Raw genomic sequence first — 22465 nt, 5'->3', positions numbered from 1 at the left:
CAAAACCTTCCTCTTTTTTAAATTTATCAAATGACTTGTATTTTCACTTGATGGGTTTATAATAGCCTTAAATCATGTCAAAAAATGATACTGTTTAGGAGGTCCCGATGAAAAAAGTTGAACGGATTAATATCATCATGCGGTATATCAACAACCGTGCCCACTTTACAATTTCTGAAATCATGCGAGAATTTAACATCTCTCGTTCGACAGCTATGAGAGATATCAGAGAAATTGAAGCCATGGGGATGCCACTTGTCTCTGAAGTTGGAAGGGATGGGGGTTATTTTGTCATGAACAACTCTGTCTTGCCCACTATTCGCTTTACCGATAATGAGATTAAAGCTCTTTTTATTGCCTTTATGGCCACCAAAAATAAACAACTCCCTTATCTAAAGAGTCGTCAGTCTTTAGCTGAAAAATTACTTGGCCTCATCTCAGAAAACCAGCAAGATGACCTTGTTCTTTTAAATCAAACATTGATTTTTGAAGGGACCAACCCCAATAATCCCGACCTGCTTGATCTGTCAGACCTACCTCATCCTATGTTAGAAAAACTCATCCAAATCCTTCTTTTGGATAGCTATTTATTGATTACCATCATAGAAGAGAAGGTAATAAAGTCTTATCCAATTTATCTTTTACACCTTTATCATGAAAAAGGTCTTTGGCTGATTGATGGCTTTGACTTAAAGAATGAAAAGAGGCAGGTTTTCCCTGTCGACAATCTTACCAATGTCAAACCATACCCTGTGAAAAAAAGATTGAGTAAGAAAAAGATTTTAGAAAAACTAAACAAGCAGGAAGAAGTAATGAACCTTATCCTTGAACTTGGTCCAATGGCGATTGCCCAGTTTAAAAAGTACCATCCTTTAAAAGTTTCAATTTCCTATACTAACCCTTACCAAACCACTGCCATTCTAAAGACTTTTATCAATGTTCATAATCCCGAAGAATTGACCGAAATAACAAATTGGGTCCTTTTCCTCGGTAAGGATATCAAGGTCAGGGAAGTGCCAGAAGAAGTCTTAGAAGGTTTACAAGAGAGATTAGGTTTATTCTGCCCATAAGCAGTGGGCAGTTAAGAGCTTGGCCAGTTGGGCCAGTTACCTCCTATTTCCGCGCACTTGTGCCGTTGCTTTAAATGTTTTTTTATACAATCAAACCATTTCCGATCTTTTCATAATCTTTCTGTTAACTGCATATTTGGGGTTATTTGGGGTAATAACAGTGAAGCTATCACTAAACTTGTTATAACAATAAGGTGAGCATACCCATTATGACAGAAGTTTATTTTGCTTTTTTAATATTTACTTCTTTTCCTTCTTTTATTTAATAATCCAGCCCTATCCCTCCCGAAGGTTTCTAATTTTCCAGTGTCTGCATTAAATTGTAGAAGTATTTTGCGTCACCCGTATTGAAGTAATTATACCAAGCGTCAAGAGTATCCTGAGAAAAAACATCTAATTTTGCCAAGATATTTCGAGCAAAAAGCAACCCACCTGCTGAACTAGCTGTAATCAGATTATCGTCCGTAATTGCTTTTACATCTCGATAATATAATTCTCCTTTATAGTTTGGACATAGCATCTTAAGATACTCAACGCTATTACTAGTATGCATACGTTTGTCAAAAACGCCGGCCTCGGCAAGTACAGTTGTAGCACCGCAGCAGCAGTTGCACCACCTTCCAACAATTCAGTTGCCCTTTCAATTTTAGCTCGTCCATTTGGCTATTACATCAGAGAGTAGGCTCCCGGGACTCAACTTCTCTCATCTTCACATGCTTCATATAGACAAGATTATTGACACCGCTTTTTTTACCGTGCTTTTGAGGTATACGCATGAACTCTGCAAAACCCAGTTTTTCATAAAGCTTGATGGCATTTGTGTTGGTATCTGCTACCTCTAAAACATATTCGTAGTATGAAGTTGAATCCATTATTGATTTTAGCAGTTCAGTCGCTACACCCTGTCCTCTACAATTTATCGACGTTGCCACAAATTCTATTGCACCCATTTTCCCAGAAATCGGAAAGGGATATTGCTTTTTCTCAAATTCTTTTTTAAGAATTACATAAGCAATGCTACCCATGAATAAGCCAAGATGCTTTCTAAATTCACTATATTTCAATCTTACTGAAGGTAAATTGTTTGTAGTGCAGGCGGCTATAGCCACAATATTATCGTCAACTACAGCTGTATAGAAGACCTCTGTATTAAACATATGGGCAAATGTCTTGTAAAGTTTGGCTTTACCCTTTGAAAAATAATTCAGCCATTGATAGAAGCCGTCTACAAAGATTGTACTCATCTCGTTTTTTATATTTCTTTCCGCTTCACAAGCACGAATAATATTCATAGTCTATCCCTCTATTCTTTGTGAATGTTTCAACTCGATTATTGAGAACACACGTATCTTTCCAGCATATAGAGCATTGCTTCAACTGGTCTCTAGTTGACAAAACAATCCACTATCCTGACTTTTAATTGGACTACTAATTTTTCTGTTTTAGTTAGCAAAAATCCTTCATAATACCATTAAAAAGACGCTTTCCTTGTGCTGAAAAAGCGCCCTTTTATGGCAGAATATTTCAATGACCTTATTAAAGTATAGACCGTTTGATAAATAGCATTAAATGCCTTCATTCATTCAATTTTAAACTAGAATATATGAGATATAAAAGATACATATAAAATACAAGTGTAATTATTAAAGCAAATATCTGGTTTGAGGCAAGTGGAACAACCATCATTAAATCAACTAGAAATAAGATGGTTAGACCAATTATTATTGGTATTCTGTAAAGAAACCTTCGTAACATATCCTACCCCTCCTTACAACATTTTGTTAAACGAACCTGCTACGTTAAGTTAAGTACATTTCTTATCAACCCACATCAATTATAACATAAATATTCAGTTATCTTTGGAAAAGATCTTAGAAACAAAAGCGCCCGTTCGTTTTGTTTAAGTTATATTAATGAATAAAACTTTACTTTACATAATCTAACTGTGATACAATAAAATATAATAGACTGGCTTCGCATGAGGGGTTAGGTAGCACTGTCGATCTGCCGTTAGTCTTTATTGGAGACTTCCTGGGAGGAAAGTGTTTGCCTATGGACATTGTTAGTGCGCTAGCGCTCATGATATCCTTTGGGATGTTAGTAGCGTTTATCGATTCTGATAATAACCATAAAAAATAATCCCTCATGCACTTTAGCGGGTTCGTGAGGGATTATTTTCCTAAGCTGCCCACCCCTCTTGTCGGGGATCGGTCTTTATTATTTTGTATGCACTTATAATCTTTCTATTTTAATCATACCACGAAGTAAATGTTTATACACGTTTTATTTATTCTTACTTCTTTGTTATTCCAAATCATTTTCAGACCGGATCAAACACAACCCTCTCCCGATTTTGTCTCCTTCGAAAAATGATCCTTATATGCAATACAGGCGTGCAACCCTTATTCCTTAAGTACATTACTTCACAAAGATTTTTTATAAGTAACAAAGAACGGGGTCAACAAAGAACCAGTAATTAACATAAACAGCGCTATTCCAAGTGTTACAAGAATATTCTTAATAGGCGAGAGAAAATCGCCAATGACTACCATTGGTAGGATAGTCAAAGAGACAAAAATGATCCTACCAGGAATTGTTATCTTATGTGTCGTACCACATTCGTTACATTTAATAGGTTTATAATTCCACCAAAGTGATTTATAGACTTTACTCCATTAACTGGCCGTTATGTACAATACGGGCACTGATCCTTATTCCGGAGGCGCGCCCGATTGCGGTAGATACATTATCCTCAATTACTTCTTTGGATTAAAAAGTTCATACTTAACTCCCTAGCATATTATTTTTCTTTTAACATTGAATACCTTCGAAAAAACTTATAGGAAATAGTACCAAGGAAAATACTAAGAAGTACAGGAGACAATTTCAAAAGGACAAATGGAGTTTCAAATAAAAATGCCTTCCAAAATAAGTCACCTTGCATACTCCAAAGACCTGTATGATATAATTCCGAATAATCCGTGTAGGGAGTAGCAGCAAATAGCATAAGCATACATAGCGAAAATGAATAACCCATCAATCTTTTATAATAATTAGCCATTGATTGGCGATCCGAGAAGATTTCATTTTGATCATCACCTTCCTTTTGCCAATACTGTCTTCCACCCAGACGGTGCCCCTCTATGTGGCTCCAACCAAAATCTTCATATATCCCTTTGTATTCCATGAACTTTTTCTTTGGTAAATAATCTTGATAATCAAGTCGCATCACATACCTCTTGTCAGTTCTTTCGAAAGTGTATATTCCTAATCCACTAATATTTGTACAGCGATAGCCTTCTTGTAATTGCTCGTTCAGCCATTGCTCTTCTTTTTCAATATCAAAAAATACCTTAAACCTCTTCATTTGATTCACTTCCTTCATACAAGGCTAAAATATGCAATAGCCTTTCCTGTTCCAATTTCAAAATAGCCCTTCCTTCTGCAGTTATCATATAAATTTTTCTCCGACCTGAATTTCCAACAGGTTCAATCCAACCATGTTTATTCAAGTTTTCAATCGCACCGTATAATGTACCAGCCGCTAAAATAACGGTACCATTACTTATTTTTTCTATCTTCTGCATTACGGCATAGCCGTGGAGTGGCTCACGTAGAGCTAATAAAATGTAATGCATGGTTTCAGACAAAGGCAATAATTTATGTTTCATACTCTCACCTTCTATTCAGTTTAACTATATAGTTTGACTTTATAATAATATAATACAGTTCAACTGAATAGTCAACAGCATTTTTAAAATTCATCGAAGGAACTTAAAGTAAAACCTTTATAATTAGGCAAAAATTTAATCTAAAAAAGTCGATTTCCTTTACGTTGGGAAATCGACTTTTTGTGTAATCTTATTCAATTAAATGGCTCAATACAGGAATAATATTTATTCCGGATAAGCTCCCTTTCCTGGAACAAAATTCAGGTATTCTTTTTATTCTCGAGATCATCGACCCTTTTTTCGAGATTTGAAATTTCCTCTTTTAGATTATCAGTTGGAGTTTTGACCCTATGCGTTATGCCTTTAAGAATTGCCATTACAGCTATAATCAAAACGATTATTCCAACTAAAAACATCAAAATTATTTCCATAAATTAATACTTTCCTTTCTTCCGTTAAAGCGCCAGTTTGAAGAACATCTTTATTGTAAATGAACGACTTTATTGAAGAAACATCTTTATAACACTTAATTCGTCTGTTTAAGTCCTTCGAAATACACATCTAACACACACATCGCTTCATCAAGTGAATCAAACGAACCTTGCTCAGCGATCCATAATGCACTTTCGTTCATTGCCCCTGATAATGAGTGGGTCAGTGATTCTACCGACAGGGACGAAAAACAACCGTTCTTCTGCATTTGATCAAGCTGACTGTATAGAAGTTTCATTGAATGATTGGCATCTAATTGACGCCAACGATTCCAACCAATGACCGCAGGACCATCAATCAGAATAATCTGTTTATGGTCAGGCTCAATGGCAGACTTAATAAATGCTCTGCAGCCAATTGACAGTTGTTCCCATTGTTCTGAACCCCTGCTTGCCTGCTGTTCGATATCTTGAGCGATTTTCTTCTGAATAGATTCAATTACAGCAAAAAAGAGTCCTTTTTTATTCTTAAAGTGATGGTACAACGCTCCACGCGTCACACCTGAATCTTTCACAATATCCTCGAGTGCTGTTTTTGCGTATCCATTTTTTGCGAAATGTCGTTTTGCCGTTTGGAGGAGTACTTGTGCTGTTTCCTCTGCTTCAGCTTTTGTTTTCTTCATTTGTTATTCACCAATCCTGCACATAAATTCTAGAGCATCTCCATCATTGACTTTTATCAATGACCGTAGTCCGTGCTTTACCGTCCAATTGATTTTGTTTCCATGTAACTTATACATCTTTTTTATCCATTCCATTGTTTCCTTTTTATACATTTTTGACAAGTCATTCAGGTGATTTCCAACAGATTTTTGTACATACTTGGAGCGATCGGTGATCAATAGCTCGAGCAAGGAAAGATTCACACACGGATCGCCATTAAGCACGGCGATTCGTTTTGCCCAAGGTAAACGAGGGCGTGTTCCCTCACTAACGAGTCGTCGTACATGTGCGTTTTCATCGATCGCCCATAGACGAAGTTTCTCTAACACTTCTCGTTCATAGTATAGTAAATAAGGACGAATCGCATATTCAGACGTATGACGTTTCGTGATTTCATACAAAGCGCCCATCGACACATCAAAGTCATCGATTCCATACACTTCGACATAATAAGCAATTGGCATTAAAAAATACCCATTTGTAAACATCCCTTGTTCCGTTTTGTTTTCAGGCCCAAGAATTTGTTTCAAAATTCCAATTGCATCAACATAGGGCAAGGCGAGCGCTTTGTGCAATTCTTTAGAGATGACAGCCACCCTGTCTTTCAGCTCCAATCCTTCGACGAGACCATTCACTCTCTTAACAAAGGAATCATGAGGAAATTCCGGATAAACAGGGCATATTTGATTCCCTAAAAATTTAGCTAATTCAGTATCAAAGTAATTCTTCAAAGGAATGTAAACACTCATGACAGAGTACCCTTGAAATGCTTTTGGAATTCAGCGGATGGTGGTATTGCTTGAATTACATCGATAAGAATTCCGTTCGGATCAGATGTAATGAAATGACGCTGCCCAAAATCTTCATCCCGTAAATCGAGTACAATGGGCAGGTGATGTTCATGAATTAAGCGATCGTAAAGGACATCAACATCTTTTACCTCAAGATTCAAAATTAGACTGGTCGTAATCTGCTGCCGAATGTCTGTTGGAACTGTATCATGACGATGATGAAGCACCGCTAGCTCAAACGAATCCAACTTCAAACTCACATACCAATCAATTTCAAAAACCACTTCAAACTGAAAGTGGCGGACAAAAAAATCTGCAGATTGAGAAACATCATCCGTAAGAATTACAGGATAAAACCCAGTCACTGCCATCAAACTACACCCCTTTAAATAGTTGTTAAATCAATTTTAACATACATACTGAATGTATGTAAACATTAACTTCAACCAATTACTTCAACCACGTGTTATTTTGGAATGGCGCCCGTTTGCTTAAAACAATGCATTCCGGTTCTTACACACAATTCAATCGTTCTCCTGTAACTTATTATTTACAATGTCTCTCAGTTTAGGGAATGCAAAAATCACAATAAGCGTTAACAATATAACCACAGATAAAGAGCCTAAAACGCTATATTCAAAATTAATGAGTTCAAACCAAACTTTACTTACCGAAAACATTACAACGAGCATTATCAAATAAGGAAAGAGCATCATAAAATAAAATCCTACACCTTTTCCAGATTTGAAAAGAGCATTCCATTTATCTGCATTCATATTAAAAATCATTTTCAATAGCTTGAATGATAACAGTAGCGCACCAACGTAAAAGACAGAACCTATGATGTCTAGTAGAATGTAGGAAATGATAAACAGAAGGATATCCAAATCCATCACCCCCTAATTTATGCAACAATATGCCCAATTGCGCCCGATTGCAACATAGTTTACAAACTTGGCTTACGTGATTGTAAAAGCCATAAAAACTTCCCTTTTGTATATGTATATACCGCTGGCGTCGAAGTATTTTCTGTCGCTACTTCATCTTCCAACTGTATATGATTCGCATTTATCTTTCTAATGACAAACATGTTACCCTCGTACTCACCATGCCGAAAGTTATCCAATGCAACAAAATTATAAATTAAGTGGAATGTTTCAGTATCCATTATTTCACTTTCAATAAAACTATCAAATATATCTGGTAAAATAAAATCATCATTACTCATCAATTCAACCTCCTTGCTTATCTATAACTGCTCCCGATTTTTTAAGTAATACACTATCCTCAAAGTATAGGTATTAAAAACTTACTTTGCAGTTCTGTTACGATATACAATCAAAGTAAGCGCATTTAATAAGATGGTAACGATAACAAGAACTGCTGAAGTGAATGCCACAGCACCTCCTGTGTCCATAAGAGCAGACCAATCCTCAATTTTTACCAATTGATAGTTACTAAAAATCTGGAAACATAACGAAATAGCACAAGCACTGATACTTATAATGGAAAAAGCGACCCATTTCTCATTTCCCTGTTTTTGAGATCGCAGGAGATTAACAACAGGAAGTACCCAAGCAATTAATCCAATCACGAGACTGCCAATGTTAAGCCAACTAGAATCAATCATATATTTTTCCCCTTTACAGCTATAATTTGAAATCCCTTATTCAATTATATGGCTCAACTGATGAATAAATTTATTCCGGAAGTGCGCCCGATTGCGGCACTTTAAAATGAATTTAACTCTCCCTCAAGAATTTCTTATACGCCTTCGAAGTGATTAAGTATATAATGTTAAGGCTTGCAAATGAAACAATTCCTACAAAAAGTAAATAAACTGCCGTATTAGGCTTTGGACTATCCACCACAAAAAATGCAATCAAAGAAATTATTAGAGAAATCTCAAATGCCTTTAATACAGTATTTCTCTTTGTTCTTTTCATAAAGTCCCCTCCAGTCTTGTTATCGAAGAGCAGCCATCTTTATTTAAAGTTAGAAAAGCGATTTTATGGATTTAATAACGTCAGTGAGAAATAAAATTGTAAAAAGTCCAGTGCTCGTGAGGATATTGGATAATGTACCATCAAAAATAAACGTACCCAAAATAACCCCTAAATAAAATCTCGGATCAGAGAATTCTTCAAAGGACTCATCTTCATCAATACTAATCTTTTTTTGCAGACTTTCATCTTTCTTTATTAACTCGTCAATGGTAACGCCAAAAGTATCACTTATTTTGATTAGTTTATCAATGTCCGGATATTCTTTATTTGACTCCCACTTATAAACTGCCTGACGTGACACGTCCAACTCCTCAGATAATTTTTCTTGAGACCAGCCACTTTCTTTCATTTCTCAATTCTTTCAATTTATCACCAAACTGAAGACCCATAATATCACCCTTTTTCATCAAGATTACATCAATTAATAAATAAGGGAAACAAACCTGCAGTTTCAAGTGTAAACTCCAGGTTTACATACTATATATTTAACCAAAGATCTTCTGTATTTAGGGTTTTTCCGCAAAATGGCCTGATTGTTGAATTGTCACAATCCGTCTCGTCAATGTAATTGTATCAAACTTTTTTATAAATTATCGGACTTTATTCAAATGATCAATCTTTATTATAAATTATCAAACTTTATTTCAAAGCCACAACTGAGGGCTTGTCCTTAATCCGTAAATAGCTCTAGAGACACAGTTTGTTTAATAATAGCTTTAAGATTTATATTACAACACTTCCTCAATAATTGAATTTCCCTCAGTTTCTTCGGCATCAAGCCATTTCCATTTCTCATACAGTCTAATTCGCCCATTGGCTAAGATTTCAGGATTCGAAACACATTCCCCTCCCCTAATTTCATTTTTGATATTAACGTGGTTATACCTAAACTCTAAACAACCATCTTCATTAACAATACCAATTAGTAAACCTTTGACGATTTCTCCTCCACTATACGTTGCGGAGATAATATTCCCCTCTTGCTTATATCTAAAAGTTGTTTTTGAAGAAACTTCTCCGTTAGCTGTATTATCAACTGAAACAAATGTACGATCGTTATAATTTATCATATTTTTACTCACCCTTTTCTTGTACTAAGTACATTTTTCACAATCCCATATTTATATTTAACATGAATGTCCATTCTTCTCATGAAGGTTTATTCTACAAAATGGCCGATTGAGGAACATCTTTATTGTAAATAAACGACTTTATTGCACTGATCACTTGTTTATAAAAAGTTTGATCAGAATTTATTTAAAGCATGCCAAGCTGTTGCATGAAGTGTACATCATCAGAAGAAACCTAATAATCCTTGATTTTACCCTCTTCCAGAAAGAAGATATCCATACCATGAAAAGAGATAACTTCTCCAGCATTTGCCTTGGCACCCGGCATTTCCCCGTTATATGTTCCAGTCAATTTCCAACGTGCGGAAACATAAGCGTTTTCTTCGATAGGACCTACTTCAATTGACATCTTTACGTCATTAAAGATCGCACGCCCATTCGTTATCTATTTCCTTTAATACTTCTACTCCTTTTCGTGATTCTGAATCCTTCTTATCAAGCCTTGCTTGATGAACTGTGCAGTTAGGTGACGTCACCTCATTAAGAATGGAAACATCTCCATTCCAAGCCTTTACCCATAGCTTATAAACTTGTTTTCCATCTAGAACAGTCAAACCAAAAACCTCCTCAATACGATTATATACTGCATTCAAGATCTCCCTTGGGATTCCTTCTTTTCTTCAACATAATAGCCCAATTGCGGAAGATTTTCCTTATTTAAAATCGGTCAAACTTGTACAATAAGTATAACATTTTCGATTCAAAAGATGACGGGTTTTTAACATTGATCATCGAGAAGGTGTGAAGTGGTAAGCAGTCTGTCACTTACTGGTACATTTTTTGTCATGCAGTGGTAAAAGTTATCCTCAGGAGGGTACATTTCAATTGGCTGTAACCACTTCCGAATTACGCTTCAATTTGTCTCCGATATTCCGACTATGTTCCTGTTATAACAAATTTATTTCCTGCTATCGCGGGGATGAGCAAACAAATGTATAGACATTGAAGATTGTGGAAAGCCGTTAATGTTACACTTGCTACCTTAGTATTCATTATGCTCTTTCAGGCGAATACAAAATAAAAAGCACCCCAAAATCCTCAACGAGCATGCCTCTATCTACCTGCTATATCTAAATATCACAATAAAAAGACATTTATAATGACTCTACACTCCCCTCTCAAACAAAATCCATTTCCATATTTTAACCGTATATTCGTTCGCATTTGGTGATATAATAGAACAAACGTTTCCAACAGGAGGCTTTCATATGACAATAAAACCTGGAAGTACACTAGAACTGATTTATCTGGACAGCAATAACCAGATCACACAACGAACAATTAAAGTGCTACGGACGAACAACGATACGGTGCTTGCTTTCTGCTACACCAAAAGGCAAGTCAGAACGTTTAAACGAAATAACATTTTATCTGTCGGGCCAATTAGAAAAAGGGTAGGTGCATAAGAAGTGGCTCATGATCGTGGTTCAATTAAATGGACATCGTTAATGATCCCGGAACATGTCGAGCTTTTAAAAAGGACATGGGAGGAACTGGAGCGTAAACAAAAGCCGATGATAGACGAACAGCGGCAGGAGGAAATAAATGTAAAGCTGCAGATGGCTTTAAAGGATGCCTTAACAGTGGAAATACAGTATTTTGAAAACCACGATTATCACAAGGTTAAAGGCAAAATCGGAAATATTGATCTGCAGAATAAGCACATCAAAATAGTCGATCACTGCCTGCCTTTAGAAAATATTATCGATGTTTATGTAGATTAACCCCTTATGCTAGGGGATTTTTTATGGCCCCCAATTGGAATACATGCATGCAAACTTCCTTCGCTTGAGGAAATGGTTTTTCGTATGAAAGCAGCTGCTGGGCAAGGGTCTGACCCCCTACCGCAGCGGCAGTCTTTGTTTTGGACTAGACTTGTTGTTCGTCATTAAAGATCCGCCCGAACTCCTTCCTCAAGCAATGCCTTTAAAGTTCCAGCTCCCTCTTCGTACACAACATCCGCTTCGAAACCGAGATCTCGCAGCATCTGATGGTCTTTTGTATCTTCTTGGCCCAACGTTGTCAAATAATCTCCAATAAAAATGGAGTTCGCTGCATATAATCCAAGCGGTTGCAGGCTTTTCAAATTTACCTCACGTCCGCCGGAAACGCGGATTTCTTTCGTCGGATTGATAAAGCGGAACAATGCCAGCACCTTCAGGCAATATATTGGATTTAATTCATGAGTGCCTTCAAGCGCAGTCCCATCAATTGCATGGAGGAAATTCACTGGAATCGAATCTGCCTCCAAATTCCTTAAAGCCTTGGCCATCTGCACCACATCCTGTTTTGTTTCCTTCATACCGACAATTACTCCGGAGCAAGGGGACAATCCAGCTTGTTTCGCTTCATTTACCGTCCTGACGCGATCCTGGTATGTATGGCTGGTTGTAATGGCATCATGATGATTTTCCGATGTATTAATATTATGGTTATAACGGCTTACTCCTGCCGCTTTCAACCTTTCTGCCTGACCAGGTTTTAAAATGCCAAGACATGCACATATTTTTAAATCGTATTTACCTTTGATTTCCTCGACGGCCTCGATGACTCGTTCCAATTCCCAATTGGCAGGTCCCCTCCCGCTCGCAACAATGCAATAGGTTCCGGCATTAAGCTGGTGCGCCTTTTCAGCACCTCTGACAATCGAATCCTTATCAAGCATCCTGTATTTTTCAATAGGCGCGGTGGAATCTCTTGATTGTGCACAGTACCCGCAGTTTTCGGAACAATTCCCTGATTTGGTATTGATAATCATATTCAGCTTCACTTTATTGCCATAGTAATGCTTTCGTATTTGATAAGCACCGCTAAGCAATTGCAGAATTTCTTCATTCGGACTTTTCAATATTGCCAGCGCTTCTTCATCAGTCAGTTCATAACCATTGATCACATCTTGTGCAAGTACATCCCAGTTCATTTCATGTCCCCTTCCTTCATATCAGGCTGCACGTTGTTTCTTTTGGACCTTTTGCACCCCTATGCCAATCTTTTCAATTCTATAAGCAAAAACTCCCGCCACAACAGATAGAATGATATCTTTAGGCAATGGCACCGCCATCCAGGCCCATGCCACGCCATATGTAAATCCGCTCGGTGCATCAAACCAAAATAAATATGCTGCATACATCCAATTGGTACCGAAGATATAATTGATTGCCATCCCGACCACTGCTGCAGTGACATACATTGGCAGACTTTTTTTCTTCTCCACCAGCTTTCCCGTAACATATGCTACCAGGATAAATGACACAATAAATCCAAATGTCGGTGACAGCAATATCGCAGCCCCGCCTTTGAACTGTGCGAAAATCGGTGCGCCGACAAGTCCGAGCAGCATATAAACAAACATCGTAAATGCCCCTAATCTGCTTCCCAGAACAATTCCAGCCAATACTGCGAAAAATGTTTGCAATGTAATTGGTACCCCGCCAACCATCATAAATGGTGCAATCGATGTGATATTAGCTCCGATTGCAGTAAGAGCAACAAACGCTCCAGCAGTGGTGATACTCTGTGCTGACCATCTTTGATTCACTATTGTCAACCCCCTTCCTCTATTGTTAACCAAATTATATATCAGTTAACAATAGAGGTAAAGAGAAAAAATTAGTATAGATAGATTGTTGGTTTCGAAAACAAATCCGGAAATTAACCGAACAGTTACGTTACAATTTTATCAACGAATTTAAAAGCGGGTGAAGAAGCGATGAAAAATGGAGAAATAGTTGGAAGGAAAATTATCGGGATTTCTAAAAATGGCGTTTAGGTTTGAAGGTTATATTGATGAAACAACGGGAAAAATAACAAATTTCTACCCAACTTTAAATGTTTAAGTGGAAAATAAAAATAAAGATTACCTTTTTCAAGTCATCCTGCCTTTACAAAATATTATCGATGTTTATGTAGACTAACCCCTCATATAAGGGGGTTTTTTATGTCATCCTATTAAGCATAATGCCCGCCGATTTTCCCGCTCCGATCTATCGTAATTCCAGCGTCCGTATAACTGGAAGCACGTAAAATAGCGGTTGATCCATATTTGTCGCGAATCGCATCCATGACATAACCAATATCATTTTTCTTCGCGCGATCCTCGAACAGATCCAATTGGGTTTCCCCTTTTTCAAACAGATTATCCAACGTCACATAGACATGCCTGATTTTACTTGCGCCATCGTAAAATTTTCGGAACAAATGCATGCAAACTTGGTACACATCCATTGTTACATTTGTCGGGATGTGGATGGACTGCGAGCGGGAAAATCCTCCTCTGGTTTCTTTAGAATAAGAAATCCCAAGATGAATTGTTTTCCCAACTTTATTGGCAGTACGGGCCCTGCGGCAAACCTCTTCGGATAGGTCCAGGATACATACTGCAACTTCTTCTCCAGTGTAATCACGTAATAATGATATACCGTGGCCAAACCCCTTCTGCTCAGGTCGCGTAAAGTCACCAAATACAGGACTTAAATCAATCCCCCAAGCGTGCCAATAAAGCTGCTCCCCCATAACACCAAAACGCTTTTTCAAAAGGGCCAGTTTAAAATTGGCGATTTGCCCAAGATTAACAATTCCCATCCGGTTTAAATTGTGTTTCATCCTGCTGCCAATTCCCCAGATTTTTTCAATAGGCGCGGGCCAAAGCTTCTCCTTCACGTCCTCATATCTGCACTCAGCGATGCCTGATTTTTTGGCGTGTAAATCCATGGCGACCTTTGCTAAAAATTTATTATCACCGATACCGATACTGCAGGTGAGTCCAAATGATTCAAAAATATCCTGTTTAATTTTTTCCGCAATTTCCCATGGGCTTCCAAAAAGCCGTTCCAACCCATTGACGGTTACCCAGACCTCATCAACCGAATAAACATGTATCGCCTCTTTCGGTGCATAGCGATTGAGCAGCTTTGTTATTTCAGTTGATACTTTTAAATAGTCAGCCATATGTGCAGGGGCGATAACAATATCCGGATCTTTGGGCAACTCATAAAAGCGACTAACGTTACTGATTCCGTATTTACGTTTTAACGCAGGCGATGCTGCAAGTACAATACTTCCTGATCGGTTTGGATCCCCAACTACGGCAAGCATTACTTTCATCGGATCTAAGCCTAATTTCACAGCTTCCACACTTGCATAAAAGGACCGCATATCAATACATAGCACATCATGCCGCGGGTAAAGCGAATAATCCATTGATTTATTTCACCACCTAAAGGAACGTTCGTTCTTATTATAGGCAAAAATAACTAGAATAATCAATGGAATTTCTAACCATCGGCAAATCACTTTGATTTCAATGGTAATTTCCTTCCGTATAATGGGATGACTGGGATCCTGAATCAAATATGTATACAAAAAAGTCGATTCGTTATTCAGCAATTGAACTTGTTTACGGAAGAGTCTAAGTATGATTCCTTCTTCAGTAACGTACCCTTCATTTACAGAGTAGGGATTTATCATTTTTTAAAAAATTTTAAAAAGTAAGATGTATATATTTTTAAAGCATGCTACATTTGAAATGTAACAAATAAATAAGGAAAGGAAAAAAATCTATGAAATTCAAAGCCGAAACACTGCCAAACTACCGCATCGCCTATATGCGACGAGTTGGTCCGTATGGTCCTGCAAATTATCAAGTAATGGAGAGGTTAAAAAAATGGGCTAAGGAGAAAAATCTGCTTAAATCGGCAACCCTATTTGCCATTTCACAAGATAATCCCGAGACAACACTTCCAGAAAACTGTAGATTTGATGCTGGTATTGTGATTTCAAAGGATTATCAATTGGATGATTCCGTTTACGAAGGTGAACTTTCTGGTGGAAAATACCTTATTTACGAAGTCAAACATACGGCACAAGCTATTCAACAAGCATATGCTGCTATTTTTCCATCACTAAAAAGCAATGGATACCAAATTGATAACAAACCTATTCTAGAAAGATACACTGGTGATATGATTAATAACCCTTATTGCGAAATATGTGTACCTGTAAAATCGTTATGAGCCGTACTATCAGCACAGAGTAAAAAACAGAGAAGAACAAGTCACTTATCAGGGGAATGATAACTTCTTGTTCTTCTTTCCTATCATAATTATTTCATCCTTGCGCTTTAACAGAATAACAAACCTTAAAGGATATGTTTTCAAATGTTCATAGCTTTTTTTCCAAAATGATTTTAGGTTCTCCTTCATTATCTGTGTAAGTACCAATAATGTCGAATCCGTTTTTAATATTTAATAGCAGCATCTGACGCCACTTATTTTTGGTATGTGTTTGAACTGCTTTGTAGCCACTCTCTTTGATATGTCGATGCTGCTGCACCATTAACGTTGAAGCAATACCTTGATTCCGGTATTCGGCATCCACTCCGCCTAGCCAGCTATAAAACTGCTCACGATTCAAAGCATATCCTATCTTATACCCGACCACCTTTTGATCATCTAATGCAATGTCAATTCGCAACTTAGGCTTTTCTTTCATTCTCCCTGCTAAATCATCAGACTTTCCAAAAACACTCGTATGCAGCATTATAATTCTTTCTAACACTTCCATATCGAGCATTTCATTATACTCGGTATAATTGATAATCAAACCAAACCTCCCTCTCTTATTCCATTCTTGCATAAGTAAATTGATTATTTTCCTTCCGTTACGATTTGAAAAGTCACGCCAAATTTATCTGTTACATTACCGAAAGCCGGGCTAAAAGGAGTTTCCTCTAGCGGTTGGTTGACCTTCCCATCCAACTGCAATGCTTCAAAAATTCGTTTTGTTTTTTCCACATCATTCGTTGAAATGCTAATCATTACTTGATTCCCCTTTTTAATCGGCGGGCCTGGAGTATCGGAAAATATAAGATCTGTTTCACCAACTTTTAACATTGCATGTCCCACATGTTCCTTAATAGCTGAAGGACAAGTAGGTAGCACCTCACCATAAGTTTGGACAGTAACAATTGTAGCATCCAATGTTTTTTCGTAAAATTGTATCGCTTCCTTTGCATTTCCCTCCATCATTAAATATGGCGTTAAGCGTAATGTCATTGTGAATCAATTCCTTTCTTTGGGATTTAGGTTTAATTCTTCAAAAACTATGAACGTTGACAAAAAATAAAATGACCATCAGGCCCCCAAACGTGCAGATCATCGGCAATGTATCCAACGCAACCACAGCATACCTTTGATACGTCTGAGATAGAAGCCTTTCGGGAAATTTTCGTCTTCTGTTAGTATCTCTGAAGCTATTGTGATGGAGCCATATGGAGCTTGATGTTGCCGGGAGGGCTGTCCAGAATAACCTTCAGGCTGATCCAGATACCTTAGTCTTAGGTTAGGGCCAAGCTCAAGCGGACACAATTCCAATCCAAGATCATTCGCTCGCTTAAAGAGCTGAGTCGTAGTTGCTCCCTCTGGCAACCCCAGGTCACGTACGGTGAGCTCAATGGTGTTCAACGTATACGTTTTGGCAGAGGTTGTAAAATTAGCTTCAGCAAATAGCCTTTCTCCAAACTCGTTCATCAAAATAGAGTGTTGTTGCATTTTCTGGATAAGCTGCGATTTAGTAAGGCCACCCACCTCGACTGTCCTAGTGATTGTTAGGCAATTGGGGTATATTTTTTCCCCATTTTCAATACGCATTCGTCTTCACCCCTTTTATGCATAAGTCTGCACAGGCCATATTCCATTCTTGCGCGCCGATTACGGAGGATCGTTCTTGAAAATCCATTGCTTTATAGATATTTAAGAAAAGCGTCAAAATAGTTTACGTACATTAATTCAAAACTTTTTCTCTATTTCAACACACAATTTTATCGAAATATTATCTGCATGCCGTTTTTACTTTTATATCCTTGAAAACGAAGCCAAACATACAGCAGAAGACATTCAAATAGCATACGGTGATATGATTAACAACCCTTATTGCGAAATATTGACTAACGAATATTCATTTTATATTTTTTTACGCCAATGAAGTCATGTTCATTATCTTACGGAATTTATCAATGAAATGACGTGTACAAAATCAATTATTGCAATTTGTCATTGACAAATGTTTATGTTGAGTTTATAGTTTTATTAAAACGGTATTTAAAAAACTAATAATTGTAAAAAGAGGTGAATTGACAATGTATGAACTTCTTGTTCTGTCATTATTAATGAAGTTTCCATTACATGCCTATCTCATTTCGAAAATAGCCAATGACACGATTGGACCTTGGGAAAAGGTTAGTAGGGGGACACTTTCAACTTTGTTAACCAAACTAAATAAAGCCGGGCTTATTCAAGAGGCGAATCCAGAAAATGTTCCCTTCCCTTCTGAACGATCATCCCGCACCTTTGAAATTACGGATAAGGGAAAAGACCGCTTTTATGAATTAATGATGGATACTGAAAAAGGCCTTGGGAACTACCAAAAGATTTTTCACACTAAAGCAATCTATTTTGACTACTTATGCTATGAAGATCAAATGTATTTAATAAATCATTATATGCGGTATTGTCAAAAAGCTATAGATCATATTAAGGAACAGCAATTAGAGTTTGATGAGAACCCTGACCAGATACAACCCATGCAAAACACGTATTTTTATCGAACAATCCGAGGATTAATGGATCATCATGTTAATCAGTGGCAGCTTGAATTACAATGGTTATCTAATTTTAAGGAACAGATTGAGACGAACCATACTAATTAAATAAATAAAGAAAAAGGAGATTAATAAATGGAATTTAAAACAGAAAAAGGCAATATAAATAATTTATTTGAAACCATGTATTCTGCATGGAGTAACGGTGATGGAGCAGCATATGCTACTTGTTTTACCGAAGACGTAGATTATGTCACTTTCTTTGGGCAGCATATAAAAGGCAAACAAGAAGTAAAAACTTCACATCAGGAATTATTTGATGGTGTGTTAAAGGGGTCCCAAATGCAAGGGCGAATAACGGACATTCGCTTTCTAAATGAACATACCGTTATTGTACATTGCGTCGGAAATACGAAAATGCGTTGGCAAAAAAATTATTCCAAAAATAGAGAATCCATTAATACCAATGTTTTAATCAAACAAAATGGAGAATGGAAGATTTCAGCATTTCACAATTGTCGTATCAAAGAGCCTAACTTTTTAGCGAAATGGTTTATGAAGAAAAATAATAAATAAGTTATTTTGATAAGGAATGGTATTGAAAAGGGTAAAATCGCTTACGGACCACCGTGTTTATATGAATGATTGACAAAAAGCGGTTGAATAACGGTTGGAAACCTACTACACAATTCTATGTATTGCGTATTTAGACCAGCACATTCGGAAGTTCGTAGAGTGAGACAGGCGCGATGTGTGATTGCTGTTGTCCATTAGAACATTCTCCTTGCATGACTCTACAATTATAAAAACGTTTAAAGCAGAACGATGGGACACTAGACCTGTCCCATCATTCTACTTACTTAATGTTCCGTGTGGGTCAATGACAAATTTTTAGCGACCCCGCCGTCAAAGTTCGCATAACCTTGCGGAGCCTAATCCAATGAAATGTGGTTGCATTTACCACATGGCAATATCCGCTTTTCCGTTCAAGATAGCGTGCATTAATTGACGATGATATTTCATCGGAGTTTGTCCGGTATGGATGGATGCGCCTTTGACCAGCCAAGCCGAAAGCGTACTTTGGGCGATCCTTGTTTAGCGTCTTGATCCTTGGCTCCAGGATCTACTGATATGTCCTGCACTTCCACTTTACCATTTCCTAAGTAAACTACACCACGATTATCTGCCAAAACGAAAAACTTCCTTGGAATGATGGTGTGCAGTACTTACTACAGCAGAGATTTTACACTGAGTGCTTGTAACTCCCTATTAATCTCTTTCCCACTAATGCTATTATAAAACTTAAAATTCAGGACTTTTTCTATTAATATGTTTATTAAAAACGTTTGCGGGAATCGGGTAAAGAAAGGTAATTTTTAGAAAGAGGAAGATGACTAGTGGAAAAAATAAACTTGGAAATGGCAAAACAAGTGATTGATGGCGCGGAAAGGGAAGCAAGTAAAATTGGTGTACAGATGGTAATCTCTGCGGTGGATGATGGTGGAAATCTCGTTGCCACCCATCGCATGGATGATGCATGGCTGGCGAGTGTAGACATTGCCCAGAACAAAGCCTGGACATCTGTTGCGCTGAAAATGTCTACAGCTGACTTAGAGGAAGCAACCGTTCCAACCGCAGAACTCTGGGGACTTAACACAACCAACCAGGGCAAAATTGTTGTCTTTGGTGGTGGAATCCCACTAAAAATAGACGGAAAAATAGTCGGCGCAGTCGGTGTCAGCGGTGGTGCTGTACCTCAGGACGTACAGGTGGCTGAAGCGGCGGTTGAGCATTTCAAAATATGAATTAGTGTATAAAACCTCCCACGACGGGAGGTTTTTGAGAAACATGTTTGATCTGCGTTCAATGGAGCCGAGCATATCCCTCACGATTAAAAAGGATTGCACTCATGTCATTGAACCGGAAAGTCCCTAACCTGGGCGATCCCCGTAGCAGGCTTGAAGAAGGAGACTTTCGGAAAACTGTTAAATACTAGTGACCTCTCCGTCTTCTATCATTTTTCTTTGCTCCTCAATTACCTTTTGAAGATCGTTATCTGATGTATTGACTTTGTATAAATAAGATAGGGCTTCTTCTTTTCTATTGTTTTTATACAATGCGGTTGACATACTGAAATTAAAGGCATTTGCTGATTGCGCAGTTTTAGATGGATTTTTAATATTTGAAAGATCATGTAAAAATATCTCTGCATTATCCGTTTCATTATATGCCTCCAAAATTTGGTTGTACTCTTTGACAAAGTGTCTGTCTTTTCTCTTATCAAGATATAGTCCAACCGCTACGTACAAGATAAAATGAATAACTGCAGCTAAAACAGGGACAAACACCATTAAAAAGGTGCTTTTGGGTGCGTATTTCAAAGGGAGAGCCAAAGCTATTATTTAAAAAATTCCGGATTCGTACCCGATTTGAATAAACCTCTTTCACTTTTCACTCTTTTACCTTGTTAATTTCGTTGCCCTACTCATCCCTAAACCCATTAGTAACATCGATAAGAGGACAAACAGTACCCAGTAACTATTGCTGCCAACTGCTAAAATTAATCCTGTGAGTACTGACAAAATTGATGTTAATTGATATGCCAACCACTTTATATCTTTTAGTACTGGCCAGTTCACCACTTCACCCCGACAACATTGTACAAAATTTTGTAAAGATTAGTGCGCGATTTTAATAATTACTTAAAAATAAAGCGATATAAATGGAATCAGTGTTTCTTCGTTTTTAATTATTATTTCCGCAAAATCTTCTCCATCACTTTTCCCTTTGCTAACTCATCGATTAGCTTATCCAAATAGCGAATTTCCTGCATCGTTGGTTCTTCGATATCTTCCACTCGGACGCCGCAGACTACACCTTTGATCAAAGCACGCGCGCGATTCAATTGGGGAGCTTCCGCAAAGAAGGTCTCAAAGTCTGTCTGTTTTTCCAGTTGTAATTCTAACTCTTCCTGGCTATATCCTGTCAACCAACGGATAATTTCATCGACTTCTGATTTGGTACGTCCTTTTTTCTCTGCTTTCGAAATATAATGGGGATAAACTTTTGCAACACTCATGGTATAAATTTTATGTTTGGTCATGATACATCCTCCCTTAATTATTCTGTTAATGGCCCGATAAATGAACATTTTATTCGGCTAAAGCGCCGTTTTAGGAAGATAGCTATCAACTCCTGTACAAATACATTGAGTGAGGGAGGCTAGTTCCTCTATTTTTTATATAAAAAATTTACAACAAATTTTATAAACTCTTCATACGAAGAAAAATATTTATTCCGCCGGTTATACCACTTTCGAACCGTTTCCATTAACCAAAATGGTACAGACTTCTCATCAATTAAATGATAGTATTGTTCATATCCTTTTTTTAAATGCTCCCATCTGAAATCATTACCTGGCAGTATGTATTCCGAGACATCAAGTATTTTTGCTCTTCCGTTTTGTAGTAAAATATTTTTCAAATGGATATCACGTGGGTTAAGCCCCTTCGTACGAACATATTCTCTTGCATCCTCCACGTCATTTATAACCTGTTCCGGAATGTGAATCCCTTGTAGGACGCAGTCGAAAAGAGTCTTTCCTTCTTCGTAGCTTAAAACGAGGCATTCGTCATAAGCAGCAAAACATGTTGAAAAGAAAGGTGAATCTCCTAATTTTTGATAAACATTTGCTTCCAATTTTACTTTAGCTATTTTGTCCTTGGCATATTTTTTAAATGCATAAGCTGGGGCGTTTAAAGATTGAAAAACGGCCGCATCTGTCCCCACACCGATACATTTCAAATCATCAGCGTGACCACTTATGGTTACAGGCTCGTTATTTGGATTTGAAAAAACAGTAGTCTTGGAAAGAGAATCCATTGCTATATCCCAATCGTTTTCCATATATCTATCTCTCCATTCATTAATTAAAGAAAACTACATAATCCAAATACTTTATTAAGAATTGACGAATGGCGCCTAATAGTTGAAAAATGAAATTACAGCCCTCCCCAGGTGATCCGTTCTCACATTCACATTTTGTTG

The 22465-nt window shown here is 37.4% G+C and carries 33 protein-coding genes and 2 pseudogenes; 7 read left to right on the top strand and 28 right to left on the bottom strand.

Going from position 1 to position 22465, the window contains the following annotated elements:
- Positions 1–107: 107 nt before the first annotated feature.
- The gene (locus CZ382_RS01055) at positions 108–1070 is read left to right on the top strand and encodes a helix-turn-helix transcriptional regulator (RefSeq protein ID WP_088049404.1); all 963 of its coding nucleotides are present in this window, start codon (positions 108–110) and stop codon (positions 1068–1070) included.
- A gap of 295 nt (positions 1071–1365) precedes the next feature.
- On the opposite strand, the gene CZ382_RS01050 is transcribed toward CZ382_RS01055, so the two are convergent.
- The 18 genes and pseudogenes from CZ382_RS01050 to CZ382_RS24060 all read right to left on the bottom strand — a co-directional run bounded on the left by CZ382_RS01050 (position 1366) and on the right by CZ382_RS24060 (position 10376).
- A complete protein-coding gene (locus CZ382_RS01050; RefSeq protein WP_088049403.1) occupies positions 1366–1698 on the bottom strand; it encodes a DJ-1/PfpI family protein in 333 nt (110 codons plus the stop codon).
- 43 nt (positions 1699–1741) lie between these two features.
- Entirely contained in the window at positions 1742–2362 is a 621-nt protein-coding gene (locus tag CZ382_RS01045; RefSeq protein ID WP_088049402.1) for a GNAT family N-acetyltransferase, read from the bottom strand.
- 1131 nt (positions 2363–3493) lie between these two features.
- Positions 3494–3733, bottom strand: a pseudogene (locus tag CZ382_RS24725) (hypothetical protein); the annotation flags it as partial.
- Positions 3734–3870: 137 nt separating this feature from the next.
- Entirely contained in the window at positions 3871–4437 is a 567-nt protein-coding gene (locus CZ382_RS01035; RefSeq protein WP_088049400.1) for a DUF2812 domain-containing protein, read from the bottom strand.
- Positions 4424–4741 (bottom strand): PadR family transcriptional regulator, encoded by a 318-nt coding sequence (locus CZ382_RS01030; protein ID WP_088049399.1) that lies wholly within the window; start codon positions 4739–4741, stop codon positions 4424–4426. The genes CZ382_RS01035 and CZ382_RS01030 overlap by 14 nt, the downstream gene beginning before the upstream one ends.
- Before the next feature lie 260 nt (positions 4742–5001).
- Positions 5002–5172, bottom strand: a complete 171-nt coding sequence (locus tag CZ382_RS23885; protein ID WP_188725756.1) for a hypothetical protein — start codon at positions 5170–5172, stop codon at positions 5002–5004.
- 95 nt (positions 5173–5267) lie between these two features.
- The gene (locus tag CZ382_RS01025) at positions 5268–5855 is read right to left on the bottom strand and encodes a TetR/AcrR family transcriptional regulator (RefSeq protein ID WP_088049398.1); all 588 of its coding nucleotides are present in this window, start codon (positions 5853–5855) and stop codon (positions 5268–5270) included.
- 3 nt (positions 5856–5858) lie between these two features.
- Positions 5859–6644 carry a DNA alkylation repair protein gene (locus CZ382_RS01020; protein ID WP_088049397.1) on the bottom strand — a complete coding sequence of 262 codons (786 nt, stop codon included), beginning with the start codon at positions 6642–6644 and terminating at the stop codon, positions 5859–5861.
- Entirely contained in the window at positions 6641–7057 is a 417-nt protein-coding gene (locus CZ382_RS01015; protein WP_088049396.1) for a VOC family protein, read from the bottom strand. Before CZ382_RS01015 ends, CZ382_RS01020 begins: the two co-directional genes overlap by 4 nt.
- Positions 7058–7210: 153 nt before the next feature.
- The gene (locus CZ382_RS01010) at positions 7211–7579 is read right to left on the bottom strand and encodes a hypothetical protein (RefSeq protein WP_140392707.1); all 369 of its coding nucleotides are present in this window, start codon (positions 7577–7579) and stop codon (positions 7211–7213) included.
- 53 nt (positions 7580–7632) lie between these two features.
- Complete coding sequence (locus tag CZ382_RS01005; RefSeq protein WP_088049394.1) at positions 7633–7914, bottom strand: hypothetical protein; 282 nt, start codon at positions 7912–7914, stop codon at positions 7633–7635.
- Between the two features lie 81 nt (positions 7915–7995).
- Complete coding sequence (locus tag CZ382_RS01000) at positions 7996–8316, bottom strand: hypothetical protein (RefSeq protein WP_088049393.1); 321 nt, start codon at positions 8314–8316, stop codon at positions 7996–7998.
- A gap of 112 nt (positions 8317–8428) precedes the next feature.
- Positions 8429–8632 (bottom strand): hypothetical protein, encoded by a 204-nt coding sequence (locus CZ382_RS00995; RefSeq protein WP_088049392.1) that lies wholly within the window; start codon positions 8630–8632, stop codon positions 8429–8431.
- A gap of 49 nt (positions 8633–8681) precedes the next feature.
- Positions 8682–8993 (bottom strand): helix-turn-helix domain-containing protein, encoded by a 312-nt coding sequence (locus CZ382_RS00990; RefSeq protein WP_230856222.1) that lies wholly within the window; start codon positions 8991–8993, stop codon positions 8682–8684.
- A gap of 10 nt (positions 8994–9003) precedes the next feature.
- Complete coding sequence (locus CZ382_RS24070; RefSeq protein ID WP_230856221.1) at positions 9004–9147, bottom strand: hypothetical protein; 144 nt, start codon at positions 9145–9147, stop codon at positions 9004–9006.
- Positions 9148–9420: 273 nt separating this feature from the next.
- A complete protein-coding gene (locus CZ382_RS00985) occupies positions 9421–9762 on the bottom strand; it encodes a n-acetylglutamate synthase (protein ID WP_188725757.1) in 342 nt (113 codons plus the stop codon).
- A 235-nt stretch (positions 9763–9997) separates the two neighbouring features.
- The gene (locus tag CZ382_RS24065; RefSeq protein WP_230856220.1) at positions 9998–10171 is read right to left on the bottom strand and encodes an ester cyclase; all 174 of its coding nucleotides are present in this window, start codon (positions 10169–10171) and stop codon (positions 9998–10000) included.
- 10 nt (positions 10172–10181) lie between these two features.
- The gene (locus CZ382_RS24060; protein ID WP_230856219.1) at positions 10182–10376 is read right to left on the bottom strand and encodes a hypothetical protein; all 195 of its coding nucleotides are present in this window, start codon (positions 10374–10376) and stop codon (positions 10182–10184) included.
- 654 nt (positions 10377–11030) lie between these two features.
- Here CZ382_RS24060 and CZ382_RS00975 point away from each other — a divergent pair.
- Positions 11031–11228: a hypothetical protein gene (locus CZ382_RS00975; protein WP_088049391.1), complete on the top strand. Its 198-nt coding sequence runs from the start codon at positions 11031–11033 to the stop codon at positions 11226–11228.
- 3 nt (positions 11229–11231) lie between these two features.
- Positions 11232–11546 carry a YolD-like family protein gene (locus CZ382_RS00970; protein ID WP_088049390.1) on the top strand — a complete coding sequence of 105 codons (315 nt, stop codon included), beginning with the start codon at positions 11232–11234 and terminating at the stop codon, positions 11544–11546.
- Positions 11547–11710: 164 nt separating this feature from the next.
- Here the strand turns inward: CZ382_RS00970 and bioB are convergent, their stop codons facing one another.
- The 3 genes from bioB to CZ382_RS00955 form a co-directional block, all read right to left on the bottom strand.
- The gene (gene bioB / locus CZ382_RS00965; RefSeq protein WP_088049389.1) at positions 11711–12742 is read right to left on the bottom strand and encodes a biotin synthase BioB; all 1032 of its coding nucleotides are present in this window, start codon (positions 12740–12742) and stop codon (positions 11711–11713) included.
- Positions 12743–12763: 21 nt separating this feature from the next.
- A complete protein-coding gene (locus tag CZ382_RS00960; protein WP_371871375.1) occupies positions 12764–13363 on the bottom strand; it encodes a biotin transporter BioY in 600 nt (199 codons plus the stop codon).
- A 407-nt stretch (positions 13364–13770) separates the two neighbouring features.
- Entirely contained in the window at positions 13771–15021 is a 1251-nt protein-coding gene (locus CZ382_RS00955) for a DNA polymerase IV (protein ID WP_088049388.1), read from the bottom strand.
- Between the two features lie 359 nt (positions 15022–15380).
- Here CZ382_RS00955 and CZ382_RS00950 point away from each other — a divergent pair, with 359 nt between their 5' ends.
- Positions 15381–15833 (top strand): AraC family transcriptional regulator, encoded by a 453-nt coding sequence (locus CZ382_RS00950; protein ID WP_088049387.1) that lies wholly within the window; start codon positions 15381–15383, stop codon positions 15831–15833.
- 148 nt (positions 15834–15981) lie between these two features.
- Here the strand turns inward: CZ382_RS00950 and CZ382_RS00945 are convergent, their stop codons facing one another.
- The 3 genes and pseudogenes from CZ382_RS00945 to CZ382_RS00935 form a co-directional block, all read right to left on the bottom strand.
- Positions 15982–16422, bottom strand: a complete 441-nt coding sequence (locus CZ382_RS00945; RefSeq protein ID WP_308778164.1) for a GNAT family N-acetyltransferase — start codon at positions 16420–16422, stop codon at positions 15982–15984.
- Positions 16423–16466: 44 nt separating this feature from the next.
- Complete coding sequence (locus CZ382_RS00940; protein WP_088049386.1) at positions 16467–16874, bottom strand: VOC family protein; 408 nt, start codon at positions 16872–16874, stop codon at positions 16467–16469.
- A 47-nt stretch (positions 16875–16921) separates the two neighbouring features.
- Positions 16922–17468: pseudogene (locus tag CZ382_RS00935) on the bottom strand (helicase).
- Between the two features lie 488 nt (positions 17469–17956).
- On the opposite strand from CZ382_RS00935, the gene CZ382_RS00930 reads away from it, so the two are divergent.
- A complete protein-coding gene (locus CZ382_RS00930) occupies positions 17957–18526 on the top strand; it encodes a PadR family transcriptional regulator (protein ID WP_088049385.1) in 570 nt (189 codons plus the stop codon).
- Between the two features lie 27 nt (positions 18527–18553).
- Entirely contained in the window at positions 18554–18994 is a 441-nt protein-coding gene (locus tag CZ382_RS00925) for an SgcJ/EcaC family oxidoreductase (protein WP_088049384.1), read from the top strand.
- Positions 18995–19437: 443 nt separating this feature from the next.
- Here CZ382_RS00925 and CZ382_RS24720 read toward each other — a convergent pair whose 3' ends face one another.
- Positions 19438–19608: a hypothetical protein gene (locus CZ382_RS24720; RefSeq protein WP_371871373.1), complete on the bottom strand. Its 171-nt coding sequence runs from the start codon at positions 19606–19608 to the stop codon at positions 19438–19440.
- A 207-nt stretch (positions 19609–19815) separates the two neighbouring features.
- On the opposite strand from CZ382_RS24720, the gene CZ382_RS00915 reads away from it, so the two are divergent.
- Positions 19816–20223, top strand: coding sequence for a GlcG/HbpS family heme-binding protein (locus CZ382_RS00915; protein ID WP_088049383.1), 408 nt, complete (start codon positions 19816–19818; stop codon positions 20221–20223).
- 180 nt (positions 20224–20403) lie between these two features.
- Here CZ382_RS00915 and CZ382_RS00910 read toward each other — a convergent pair whose 3' ends face one another.
- The 3 genes from CZ382_RS00910 to CZ382_RS00900 form a co-directional block, all read right to left on the bottom strand.
- Entirely contained in the window at positions 20404–20769 is a 366-nt protein-coding gene (locus CZ382_RS00910) for a hypothetical protein (protein WP_088049382.1), read from the bottom strand.
- A gap of 401 nt (positions 20770–21170) precedes the next feature.
- Positions 21171–21521, bottom strand: a complete 351-nt coding sequence (locus CZ382_RS00905) for a DUF2200 domain-containing protein (protein WP_088049381.1) — start codon at positions 21519–21521, stop codon at positions 21171–21173.
- A 128-nt stretch (positions 21522–21649) separates the two neighbouring features.
- Positions 21650–22324, bottom strand: coding sequence for a serine/threonine protein kinase (locus CZ382_RS00900; RefSeq protein WP_088049380.1), 675 nt, complete (start codon positions 22322–22324; stop codon positions 21650–21652).
- Positions 22325–22465 lie beyond the last annotated feature (141 nt).

The organism is Virgibacillus dakarensis, assembly GCF_900155625.1.
GTDB lineage: Bacteria > Bacillota > Bacilli > Bacillales > Amphibacillaceae > Lentibacillus_C > Lentibacillus_C populi.
The sequence above is the reverse complement of the archived record's forward strand: the minus strand, read 5'-3'. Positions and strand labels throughout refer to the sequence as shown.